This window comes from Reyranella sp. (assembly GCF_965279625.1).
Classification (GTDB): domain Bacteria; phylum Pseudomonadota; class Alphaproteobacteria; order Reyranellales; family Reyranellaceae; genus Reyranella.
Window position 1 is genome coordinate 168320 of the sequence record NZ_OZ257251.1, and the last position, 11409, is coordinate 179728.

General features: G+C 65.8%; 11 protein-coding genes. 4 read left to right on the forward strand and 7 right to left on the reverse strand.

Annotated features, from left to right (window positions below):
* Nucleotides 1-9 precede the first annotated feature (9 nt).
* The 3 genes from rsmA to ACQY78_RS00740 all read right to left on the reverse strand — a co-directional run bounded on the left by rsmA (nt 10) and on the right by ACQY78_RS00740 (nt 3221).
* Complete coding sequence (gene rsmA / locus ACQY78_RS00730; protein ID WP_428681807.1) at nt 10-843, reverse strand: 16S rRNA (adenine(1518)-N(6)/adenine(1519)-N(6))-dimethyltransferase RsmA; 834 nt, start codon at nt 841-843, stop codon at nt 10-12.
* 2 nt (nt 844-845) lie between these two features.
* A complete protein-coding gene (gene pdxA / locus ACQY78_RS00735; RefSeq protein WP_428686543.1) occupies nt 846-1844 on the reverse strand; it encodes a 4-hydroxythreonine-4-phosphate dehydrogenase PdxA in 999 nt (332 codons plus the stop codon).
* Between the two features lie 69 nt (nt 1845-1913).
* Nucleotides 1914-3221 carry a peptidylprolyl isomerase gene (locus ACQY78_RS00740; RefSeq protein ID WP_428681809.1) on the reverse strand — a complete coding sequence of 436 codons (1308 nt, stop codon included), beginning with the start codon at nt 3219-3221 and terminating at the stop codon, nt 1914-1916.
* Between the two features lie 162 nt (nt 3222-3383).
* On the opposite strand from ACQY78_RS00740, the gene ACQY78_RS00745 reads away from it, so the two are divergent.
* On the forward strand, nt 3384-4427 hold the full coding sequence (locus ACQY78_RS00745) for an FkbM family methyltransferase (RefSeq protein WP_428681811.1): 1044 nt from the start codon (nt 3384-3386) through the stop codon (nt 4425-4427).
* A gap of 36 nt (nt 4428-4463) precedes the next feature.
* Entirely contained in the window at nt 4464-5621 is a 1158-nt protein-coding gene (locus ACQY78_RS00750) for an AGE family epimerase/isomerase (RefSeq protein WP_428681813.1), read from the forward strand.
* 8 nt (nt 5622-5629) lie between these two features.
* Here ACQY78_RS00750 and rfbC read toward each other — a convergent pair whose 3' ends face one another.
* The 4 genes from rfbC to ACQY78_RS00770 form a co-directional block, all read right to left on the reverse strand.
* Nucleotides 5630-6136 (reverse strand): dTDP-4-dehydrorhamnose 3,5-epimerase, encoded by a 507-nt coding sequence (gene rfbC, locus ACQY78_RS00755; protein WP_428681815.1) that lies wholly within the window; start codon nt 6134-6136, stop codon nt 5630-5632.
* A 17-nt stretch (nt 6137-6153) separates the two neighbouring features.
* On the reverse strand, nt 6154-7158 hold the full coding sequence (locus tag ACQY78_RS00760) for a hypothetical protein (RefSeq protein ID WP_428681817.1): 1005 nt from the start codon (nt 7156-7158) through the stop codon (nt 6154-6156).
* Between the two features lie 61 nt (nt 7159-7219).
* Nucleotides 7220-8239: a GDP-mannose 4,6-dehydratase gene (locus ACQY78_RS00765; RefSeq protein WP_428681818.1), complete on the reverse strand. Its 1020-nt coding sequence runs from the start codon at nt 8237-8239 to the stop codon at nt 7220-7222.
* Nucleotides 8240-8381: 142 nt separating this feature from the next.
* A complete protein-coding gene (locus tag ACQY78_RS00770) occupies nt 8382-9314 on the reverse strand; it encodes a hypothetical protein (RefSeq protein ID WP_428681820.1) in 933 nt (310 codons plus the stop codon).
* A 138-nt stretch (nt 9315-9452) separates the two neighbouring features.
* Here ACQY78_RS00770 and ACQY78_RS00775 point away from each other — a divergent pair, with 138 nt between their 5' ends.
* Nucleotides 9453-10403 carry an NAD-dependent epimerase/dehydratase family protein gene (locus tag ACQY78_RS00775; protein ID WP_428681822.1) on the forward strand — a complete coding sequence of 317 codons (951 nt, stop codon included), beginning with the start codon at nt 9453-9455 and terminating at the stop codon, nt 10401-10403.
* 75 nt (nt 10404-10478) lie between these two features.
* Complete coding sequence (locus tag ACQY78_RS00780; protein ID WP_428681824.1) at nt 10479-11405, forward strand: thiamine pyrophosphate-dependent dehydrogenase E1 component subunit alpha; 927 nt, start codon at nt 10479-10481, stop codon at nt 11403-11405.
* Nucleotides 11406-11409: the final 4 nt, after the last annotated feature.

Sequence of the window (11409 nt, forward strand, 5' to 3'; positions counted from 1 at the left end):
AGTGAGTGCTCACTCACTGTCAAGGACGCCTGCCAGCCTGACGAAGTCATCGACCGAAAGTTCCTCAGCCCGCGCTGTCGGCCTCAGTCCAAGTCCTTCCAGCGTCGCCACTGGATCGGGAAAGACGCTCGCCAGAGACCCCCGAAGCATCTTGCGGCGCTGTCCAAAGGCGGCAGCGGTGATGCGCTCCAGCGGCCGCAGATCCGCCAGACGGACGGTCTGGGGCCGGGGCGTGAGCCGCGCCACGGCCGACGTGACCTTCGGCGGCGGTACGAAGGCTGTAGGTGCCACGTCGAACAGCCTGCGAACCTCGCAGACATGCTGGGCAAGCACCGAGAGGCGGCCATATTCCTTGGTGCGCGGCTCTGCCACCAGGCGATCGACGACCTCCTTCTGGAACATCAGCACCATGTCGGCGATGTCGTTCGCGGCGTGAAGCCAGCGCACCAGCAGTGCGGTCGAGACGTTGTAGGGCAGGTTGGCCACGATCCGGCGCGGGGCCGCTCCGAGGTTCCGGGGCTCGATCTTCAGGGCATCCGCCTCGATCAGGTCGAGGCGCCCGCCGGCCGCCGCCTGCAGCTCGAGCAGGGGGCCGAAGGCCCTGGCATCCACCTCGACGGCGACGACGTGGCCTGCCCCTTCGAGCAGCAGCGCGCGCGTCAGCCCGCCGGGTCCCGGACCGACCTCGATGACGGTCCCTTCGCCCAGCGGCGCCGCGGCGCGCGCGATGCGCCGGGTGAGGTTGAGGTCGAGCAGGAAGTGCTGGCCGAAGCGCTTCTTCGCATCAAGCCCGTGCGCGGCAATCGTCTCGCGCAGGGGCGGCAGGGCCTCGACGCCGTCCATGGTCAGGCGGCGCGCCGGCGCGCCATGTCGTCAGCCATGTCGATGGCCGCCAGAAGGCTCGCCGGGTCGGCGCGACCCGTGCCGGCGATGTCGAGCGCCGTGCCGTGGTCGGGCGACGTGCGCACGAAGGGCAGGCCGAGCGTCACGTTGACGCCTCCGGAGAAGTCGATCGTCTTGATCGGGATCAGCGCCTGGTCGTGATACATGCAGAGCGCGACGTCATAGGCGGTGCGCGCCGCCGCATGAAACAGCGTGTCGGCCGGCGCCGGTCCGCGCGCCGCGATTCCCTCGCGCTGCAGCGTTTCTATGGCGGGCACGATGATGCGGCGCTCTTCATCACCCATGGCGCCCTGTTCGCCAGCATGCGGATTGAGGGCGGCCACGGCCAGCCGGGGATGCTCGATGCCGAACAGGTCACGCAACCCCCGGGCGGCGATCCGGCCGGCGCGCACAATGGCGTCGCCGTCGAGCGCGCGCACGGCGTCGCCCAGCGACAGGTGAATGGTCACTGGCACGACCCGGAGCTGGGGGCAGGCGAGCATCATCGCCACCTCGACCCCGCCCGCGAGTTCGGCGAGGAACTCGGTGTGCCCGGGATGACGAAACCCCGCATCCTGCAGCGTCTTCTTCTGGATCGGATTGGTGACGATCCCGGCGACCGTCCCGGCCATCGCAAATGCGGTTGCCCGCTCGATTGCCTCGATGGTGGCGCCCGCATTGGCAACGTCCGGATGACCGGGCGTGGGCGGCAGGGCGAGACGTACCGGGAGAACCGGAAGGGCGGCGCGGAACTGCGAGGCGGCGTCCTCGGGCCGCGAAATCTCCGCGATCGGAACGTTCAGCCCGAGCTGGCGGGCGAGAGCCGACAGCCGGGCTGGATCGTCCAGGACGAAGAACGGACGCGCGGCGCCGCGTCGGGACAGCCAGGCCTTGAGACTGAGTTCGGCGCCAACGCCGGCCGGCTCGCCCATCGTCACGGCGAGCGGCGCGGCCGCCGTCATGGCCGGCTCGCCCATCGTCACGGCGAGCGGCGCGGCCGCCGTCATGGCCGGCACGTCATGACAGCGCCATCACGACTTGATGTCGACCGTGGCTTGCCGGCGCAGATCACGCATGTATCGCCGTCCTGCAGCGTCCAGCTTCTGGATGAGCAGCTGCTGCTGGATGGCCTCGCGCGTCGGCATGCCGTCGCCGCCCACCTTGCTGCAGAGCGCGACGACCTGCAGGCCTTCGGCAACGCGGAAGGGGCCCGCCGTGCCGCCGATCGGGAGCCGCGGAATTTGTTCGTACATTTGTGGATTCGCGGCGAGGTCGCCGGCCCGCAAGCCGTTCAGATCGCCTGACGTGCTGCCCTTGATCTGGCGGGCCTGGACGTGCAGATCGCTGCATTGCCTGACACCGCTCATCGCCTTCTGGGCATCCGCGGTCGCACGGTTGATCTCTTCCGGTGAGGCGTTCGCCGGCAGCGATAGAGTCAACTGCACCAGATTGAGCTTCACGTCATCGGGCCGGGCGGCAGCGAATGGCCTGCGATCGACGACGTAGAGAATGTGCCAGCCGGCACCCGAGCGGACGGGCTCGGAATAGGTGCGCGGCTGGGTCTTCTCTATGGCGGCATCCAGCGACGGGTCGAGCGCGCCCGGCAGAACCCAGCCCAGGTCTCCGCCCGAGGCAGCCGAGGCGCCCTGGGAGAACTGCTGCGCAACGGCGCCGAAGGGCGCACCCCGCCGGAGCTGCTCCGTGATGCGGTCGGCGCTGCGCTTGCCCTCGTCGACGCCATCGGCGCGGTCGACCGGCACGAAAATCTCCGCGACGCGCGTTTCCGTCTTGCCGACGTTGGAGCGCATGCGGCTCAGAGTATCGTCGACTTCCGCCTCGGAGACGTCGACCTGGGATCGAACCTTGCGACGGATGATCTTGCCCCAGGCGATCTGGGCCTCGATCTGCTGCGTCGCAATATCAGGAGCGACACCGACGCTCTGGAGGTACTGCTTGAACTGGCCCTGCCCCAGGCCGGCGGCGCGTTCGATCTCGGCATAGCGGCCGGCAATCTCGGAGTCCGACGGCTTGACGCCCAGCTTCTTGGCATCCTGGACCTGCAGACGCTCGTCGATCATTTGTCGCAGCATCTGCGGCGCCATGCGCTGGCGCAGGTCCGGGCTATCCGTCAAGCCGGAGGTGCGGATGGCGAAGAGGACCCGCTGTGACAGGTCGAAATCGGTGATGGCGTCGTCGTTGACGCGAGCCACGACGCGCAAGCCCTGGCTGGGCGCGGTCTGGGCTGCGGAGCCTTGCCCCGTCGGCCTCTGGGCAGACGCAGCGGCGGGCAGCAGCATGATCGTGAGAACGACGAGGGCGCGGGGGAGAGGCGCGAACATTTCACCGACGAAGTGTGAGAGGGACAATCATTATATTTCCGCAGCAGGGAAGCTGCAACGTAAGGCACTAAAGCCAGAAAGTGGCAACACACAGGCACGCTTGACGCTAGACGGTGGGTACGTTAGCCGAACTCGGCATAGTTGGGGGCAAACAGTTCAGGCATGACGACGGCCCGCCGTCCGATCAGCGTCGCCAGCACCTGGGAGCGTGTTTGCTCAGGCGTTGGCTACCATCTCGATAATATGGGGCGCTGGCTGATCGTGCGGGCTCCCGCGATCGGCGCTGCCTATGCCGCAATCCTGGCTCCCGGTGCGCCGCGCCTCGAGCCGCGGCCCGGTTGGCGGTTCGCCGAAGAATATTACGACCAGCGGCGGTGGCTCGCCTGCCGGCGGGGCGCGCTGTGGGAAGCCGCCCGCGAGAAGGATCTGGCGGTGCCGCTCACCGTGCGCTGGCATGGCGGTACCACGGTGGACGTGACCCTGGGCAACGACAACAGCCTCTGTCTCTATGTCTGCGGTTCCTTCGAGCCCAACGAGTTCGCCTTCGTGGACCGCATGCTGAAGCCGGGGATGGTTTTCATCGATGTGGGCGCCAATGACGGCTACTACACGCTCTTCGCCGCTCGCCGGGTCGGCCCGGCCGGCAGGGTGATCGCCGTCGAACCGAGTTCGCGCGAACGCGCCCATCTCCAGCGAAACCTTGGTCGCAACGGCCTCGAGAACGTTCAGGTGGTTGCTGCGGCGCTGGGCGCCCAGGCCGGCTTCGTCGACCTGCATCTCGCCCATGGCGTGCACGCTGGCCACAACACGCTGGGTGATTTCGCGCATGACGACGTGGTGCGCGCGAGTTCGGAGCGCGTCCCGCTCGAGACGCTCGACGCGGTGGTCGCCAAGCACGGACTGTCCCGCGTCGACATGGTCAAGATCGATGTCGAGGGCGGCGAGGCCGGTGTCGTGGCCGGCGCGCGGCACGTGCTGACGGCGGCGCGGCCGGTGCTTCTGATGGAGCTTAACGAACGGGCGTTGCATGCGCAGGGCCAGAGTGCGGACTCTCTGCTGGGCCTGCTTAGGAACGAACTGGACTATCAGATCCTCTCCTTCTGCCCGGATGGCGGCTGGCCCGAACGCGCCGTCGAGGGCGCACCGTTGTCGCCGAATGTCGTGGCGGTGCCGAACGAACGTGCCGACGACCTGCTCAAGCGGTAGGACTCACCGCTGGCCGCGGACCGGGGGCCGTGCCTGATGCTTCGCGATGTCCGATCTGCGGCGACGCTGATGGAAGGGTGGACGCGCGAGCAGGCGCTGCCCCTGTGGGCGACGTCAGGATTCGACGCCGCGACCGGACGGTTCGAGGAAGGCCTGACATTCCAAGGGCGGCCACGCCCCGAAGTCCCGATCAGGCTGCTGGTTCAAGCCCGGCAGATCTTCGTCTATGCGCTTGCCGAACGTCGGCAATGGACTGCGGGGCCGAGCGCTCTCGTCGAGCGCGCCTTCGCGTCGATGAGGCGGGACTATTACCGCCGCGATGGCCGCGACGGCTGGATTTTCTCGATCGCGCGTGATGGCGCCGTCGCCGACCCCACACGCGACCTCTACGCCCATGCTTTCGTGCTTCTGGCGGTAGCTGCCTACGTTCAGGCCACCGGGAAACAGGCAGAGCTGGGGCTTGCGCGCGAAACGCTGGCTTTTCTCGAGCGTGAAATGGCGGCGCCGCTGGGCGGCGGTTATGTCGAAGCCCTGCCGCTCCGTCACGGCCCCCGCCGGCAGAACCCTCATATGCACCTGTTCGAGGCGCTGCTCGCCCTGTGGGAGTGCTCGCGGGACCGCCTCTTTCTCGAGCGAGTCGGAACCCTGTTCGAACTCTTCGTCTCGAAGTTCTTCCAGGCCGGGGAGGGCGTGCTTCTCGAATATTTCGATGAAGCGCTGAGGCCGGCCGACGACGCTGGTGCGATTGTCGAGCCCGGACATCACTTCGAGTGGTGCTGGCTGCTCCGTCGCTATCAAAGGGAGACGGGCGACCATCGGGTCGAGGCGATCGTCGACAGCTTGTACGAACATGCAAGTCGAAGCGGCTTCGATGCGGAGGGGCTGATCGTCGACGAACTCCACCCCGACGGCACGATTGCGAAAGCCTCCCGCCGATTGTGGCCGATGACCGAGGCGATCAAATCCAATCTGGCCGAAGCGCTGCGTGGGCGGACGGGATCCGCAGAGAGGGCCGCTGCGCTGACTGCAGCTCTGCACCGTCGCTTCCTGGGCCCCGCACCCCGAGGCGGATGGATCGACCGCCTTGGCGAGGATGGATCCCGACTTGTCGAGTTCATGCCCGCGACCAGTCTCTATCACCTGGCCGGCGCGGTCGACGACCTTTCAGGATTCACGGCCGACGTTCACCGCTGAGGGGACAACTACCGTCCCTGGTCGCGTTCCGAAATGATCGGAGTCTGGACCGGCCACCAGATGTTCAATGCCGGGTCGTTCCAGATGAGCGTGAACTGGCCCGAACGATCGTAGTCCGTGGTCTGCTTGTAGTGGAAGATCGCCTGCTCGCTCATGACGACATGGCCATTGCCGAACTTCGGCGGCACAAGCACCTGCAGCCGGTTGCTCTCCGAAAGGGTGAATGACGTCCACTTCCGGTATTGCGAGGACTGGGGATCGTTGTTGATCACGACCATGTAGAAGCTCCCCTGGAGGCAGGAGATGAGCTTCCACGTCTTGTCGTCGCCATGGATGCCGCGCAGTACATGCCGGCGCGACACGGAGATGTCGTCCTGGATGAAGTGCTGGTCGATCCCGGCCTCGTGGTAGAGGCGCTCGTTGTAGGTCTCGACATAGTGGCCGCGAAAATCCTCGAAGATCGTCGGGGGCTTGATCAGCCGGACGGAATCGAGGGGCGTCGGAATGGTCTCCATGGGAATTCCCGTCGTTATCAGGGTTGTGGCAGCGTCTCGAGCTGGCGGTAGACGATCGTCGATCCGGTAAAGTCGATCCCGGCCGGGACGTGAAGAAGATGCGAGAGCGCCGCGCGAACCTCGGGTTGCTTCTCGGGCGGTACGATGAAGGCCATGAAGCCTGCACCGCCGGCGCCGAGCAGCTTGCCACCGAGCGCGCCGGCGGAGAGGGCGGCCGAGTAGACTTCATCGATGCTGGTCGTCGTGACGCCGTCCGACAGTTGGCGCTTGAGTTGCCAGGCTTCGTTCAGGAGCTTTCCGAAGGACTCCATGTCTCCCGTTCGCAGCTGCTTCGCAGCCGGAGCCACCATGTCGTGCATGCGCCGCAGGTGGTTGCTCTTGGCACTGAAATTCGAGACCAGGAGCTTCGCGATCGTCGAAGAAAGCCTGGTCGTACCTGTATAGAAAAGCAGCAGCCAGTCCTCGAGCTTCCGCTGGTTCTGGCCCGACAGGTCCAGCGGCACGACATCGATCGCGCCGTCGGTTCCGAACCGGATCACGTTCAGGCCGCCATAGGCGCTGGCGACCTGGTCCTGGCATCCCACCGTTTCCTGGAGAATGTCGCGTTCCAGGTGGATCGCCGCGTTGGCGAGGTCGCGCTTGTTGATCGCCTCACCGCGCATGGCGTGGAGAACATTGATCAGTCCCACCGAAAAGGCGGAGCTCGAGCCGATGCCCGAGCGGGCCGGAAGGTCTCCTTGGTGATGGATCTCGACGCCCCGATCGTTATCGAACTCCATGAACTCCAGTCCCGCCCTGACCGCCGGATGGAGGATCTCGGAAATCGAGTTGACGGTCTCTATATGGGACCAGACCACCCTGTGACGCGTCGCGAAGAAGGGAGGCAGATGTCGCCCGACGATGTAGCAGTACCTGTTGATGGCCATCGACAGCACGCTACCGCCATGCTCTCGATACCATTCGGGATAGTCCGTTCCGCCGCCGAAGAACGACACGCGGTAGGGCGTTCTCGACATTGCCATCGACATGTTGTCGCTTGCCGCAGGGCGCTTCATTATTGGATGCTCTGTTCGTTTCTTCTGGCTATCGCGTCAGGAAGCGGTTGCCCTCGACGGCGACGCGCTGCCGCCAGTAATCGAGAAGATCGCGCATGGTCTGCTCGAAGGGGATTTCGGGCCGCCATCCTGTGTGCTGCTCGAACTTCGAGGTGTCCGGGACCTGGAGATCGGCATCGATGGGGCGGAGCCGGTCGGGATCGACCTCCACCTTGATCTCAGCACGCTTCGGCGACAGCGCGATGAGATGCTCGAGGATGTTGCCGATGGTGCAGGAATGGGTGCCACCGATATTGTAGTAGGCGCCTGCGACCGGATCCTTCGTCACGAGAAGATAGTAGGCGCGCACGGCGTCGCGCACGTCGGCCACGGTGCGCAGCGATTCCAGGTTGCCGACCTTGACCACCGGCGGAACCAGGCCGTGCTCGATCATCGCGATCTGCTTGGCGAAGGTCGACTCGGCGAACACGTCGCCGCGGCGAGGGCCGGTATGGGTGAACATGCGCGTGGTCATGACCTTCATGCCGTAGGCCTCGGCATAGAAGCGCCCGACGAGATCTGTTCCGACTTTGGAGATGGCGTAGGGCGAGGCGGGGTGGAAGCTGCATTCCTCGGCGATCGGCAGTTTTTCCTTCGGCACCCGGCCGAAGACCTCGGAGGAGGCGCAGACATGGATGACGGCATCCGGCGCGGTCGTGCGCAGGGCGTCCAGAACCCTCACCGTCCCGAGGATGTTGGTGTCCATGGTATCGAGGGGGGAATCGAAGCTGGTGCGGGGAAAGCTCTGGGCGGCCAAGTGGAACACATAGTCCGGCTTGGCCGATTCGACGGCGCGCTGGATGGACAGTGTGTCACGCAGGTCGCCGTAGACGAGGCGTGCCCGGGACCCCGAATTGATCGGCCCGACGATGGCGCTGAGATTGTCGAGGGGGCTGCGCCAGCGCAGAAGCCCGATGATGTCCCAGTCGGTGTGCTTCAGGATGTATTCGGCGAGGTGAGAGCCGACCATTCCCGTGATGCCCGTGATCAGGGCGCGCTTGGCCGACATCTTTAAGTGCCTTTCGCTTGGCTTTTGATCTGTCCGGCCGCCCAGGCGCTCCGGTCGGGGCCTCAATAGCCCGTCTCGCCCGTGAATGCGACCCCGTGATTGGCCCGCCCCGTGGCAGCGGGCCGGGGCCCGTTCGGGCTGGCTAGACCGGTTCCCAGGCGACCACCGAGAAGCATTCGTGGAAGCGGCTGCCGAATTTCAGCCGCTGTACCTTCAGGAACCGGATCGATCCCGCCTGCTCGAGGGAGCGGAGATGAGGCAGGAGACCGGTCAGGTATTTGCGCTGCTGGTGGTACCGGATGGCCAGGGCGTCGTGCGGCAGCGCGGGATCGTAGAGCTCCAGCATGGGCTCCACATGGACCACCCTTTTCGGACGCTTCTCCAGAATGAAATCCAGGAAGGGAGCGAACCTGTCGCCCACCTGCTCGAGGGCGCACATGGTGAGAACGCTGCTGTTCGGGGCAAACTCGAAGGCGCTGTCGGGAGCGAAGAAATCGAACCGTTCTCCGGTGATCTTCATGCCGTGATGCTCGCCGAGCAGGTTCGCGAGCGTAACCGCGGCGGGTGCCCAGTCGAGGGCGGTGATGGCGGCCCGGGGATAGAGCTTCGCATAGGCTGCAACGTTGAAGGCGCTGCCGCTGCCGAACTCGTAGAGATGCGACGTATCGGCGAGATAGGTCCGGAACAGCCAGTCCCGGAAGATCTCGAGGAAGGCCAGCTCGAAGCGCTCGGTCACGCCTTCGATGTAGGCACCCTGCCAGCGCAGAAGCACTGTACCGCCGACGAACCGTGGATTGAGCGCTTCGAGCGCGTGGCCCGAGCTGATGAAGTCGTCCAGATGATCCTGCCAGGCATCGCGCCAGATCGAGGCGCGATGCTCGCCGACGACCGTGAAGCCGCGATCGATGTCCTCGGCCACCTTCGCACGGGCAGCCGCTTGCGCGGCCTCGTCGAGACCCGTGTAGAGCAGGGGAGTCTTCTCCAGCAGCGCCTTGGTGCGCTCGTCCAGGCTTCCCGCCGGGAGGCCACACGCAATTTCGAACTCTCTTTGTCCCAGGCGCTTATGCGGCGACATTCCCATTCTTCCTGTCAACTCGTCCGTTCGGGGGCGTTCCTTAGCACGTCCGGCGCTCCGGTCGACCGAACTGTGCGACAATCTGCCGACCGGCGGTTACGGTCGGCGCGGCGTGCAGTGAGGAAGGACCGAGGGAAGATGACGATCGCAGTGGCGGGTGCAACGGGGCTGATCGGACGGCATGTCGTCGAAGCGCTCGCCGGTCGGGCGGGAGAGCCCGTGGTCGCGACCTACAGGTCGCGCGCGCCCTTTTCCGCCGAGGGCGTCCGGTGGATCCAGTGCGATTTCACGGACAGGGGCCAGGCCTCCCGTGCTTTCACCGGTTGCGACACCGTCATTCTCTGCGCAGGTCGAGTATCCACCAGCGCCGTGTTGCGGAACGAGCCGGTGGAGTCGGTGCTCGACAACCTGCGCATCGTCACGAACGCCATGGAAGCCGCCGCCCGGGGCGACACGAGGCACGTCGTCCTGGTGAGTTCGTGCACCGGCTATCCGCCCTCCCTGGAATTGCTGGAGGAGGAGCAATATGAGACCGGCAATCCACCCGGACACTGGTTCGGGGTGGGATGGATGCACCGCAATCTGGAAAAGCAGCTCGAATGGTACGTTCGGACGCTGGGATGGCTCGACTCCGCCGTCGCCCTGAGACCGACCCTCGTCTACGGGCCGCATGACGACTTCGATCCGCAAACCGGGCATTTCCTGCCCTCGCTCGTGCGGCGCGTCGTTGAACGCGCCCGGCCGATCCGGCTGGCCGGCGACGGCGCCCAGACGCGAAACCTGATCCATGCCCGCGACCTGGCCAGTGCCGTCACGGCGGTCCTCCAGCCCGGTAAAAAGGGGTTCCGGGCCTTCAACGTGGCGACACCGGACGAGGTGTCCGTCCTGTCGATCCTGCAGGCGCTGCTCGATGCCGACGGGTTCGACGATGCCGCGGTCGAACTCGAGGGCCAGAATCTGGGCCCGACGATGCTGCGCGTATCGGGGCGCCGCTTCATGGACGCCACGGGCTGGCGGCCGGCAACGTCGGTTCAGGACGGCCTGACCGAGCTGCTCGCCTGGTATCGGGCCAACCGGCATGTTGAATAGTTGCAGGCGTCTCGCTAGGAGAGGCGGCAGGGACGGCCGGACGGGCCGACTTTCAGGTTTGGGGAATGTAGTTTGATGGACAGCGACGAGCGCTATCGCCGACTCTTCCGGACAGCGCTGACGATCCGGCTGGTCGAAGAGCGCATCATCGAGCTCTACCCTTCGGACAGGATCCAAAGCCCGGTCCATCTGTCGATCGGCCAGGAAGCCGTCGCGGTCGGGGTCTGCGATGCCTTGAACCCGGACGATCTCGTCTTCGCGACGTACCGTTCGCACGGCTTTTACATCGCCAAGGGCGGCGCGCTCGACAAGATGTTCGCCGAACTCTACGGCCGCGTCGGCGGTGTCTCCAAGGGCAAGGCCGGCTCGATGCACCTTTCGGCCCCGGAAGTCGGGCTGATGGGCTCGTCCGCGGTGGTTGCCAGTTCCATTCCCCATGCCGTCGGTGCCGCGCTCTCGTTCAAGCGACGGGGCAGTTCCCGTGTTGCGGTGGCGGTGTTCGGCGACGGTGCGACCGAAGAGGGCGTCTATCACGAGAGCCTGAACTTCGCGGCGCTCATGAAGGTGCCGGTGCTCTTCCTCTGCGAGGATAACGGGCTCGCCGTGCACAGTTTCAAGAATGCCCGGCAATCCTACAATCTGCTTGAACACGCCGCGACCTTCGGCATCGAATCGCGGCGCGTGGACGAGGGCTGGGACATGCTGGCGATCCGGCAGGCCACGCTGGACGCGCTGTCCGTCGTCCGGGCCGGCCGGCCCTTCGTGCTCGAGATCGCGACCGGACGCTACAAGGAGCATGTCGGCGTCGGCGACGATTTCCATTTCGGTTACCGCAGCGCCGTCGACATCGATGCCTGGAAGGCGCGAGATCCGCTGCTGATCGACGAGAAACTCGTCGCAGAACTCAAGCCGGAGATCGATCGGGAGATCGCGGCCGCCGCCGAGTTCGCCGAGAACAGCCCCTTCCCGGGGCGAGACGAATTGCTGACCGACATCATCTAGACAG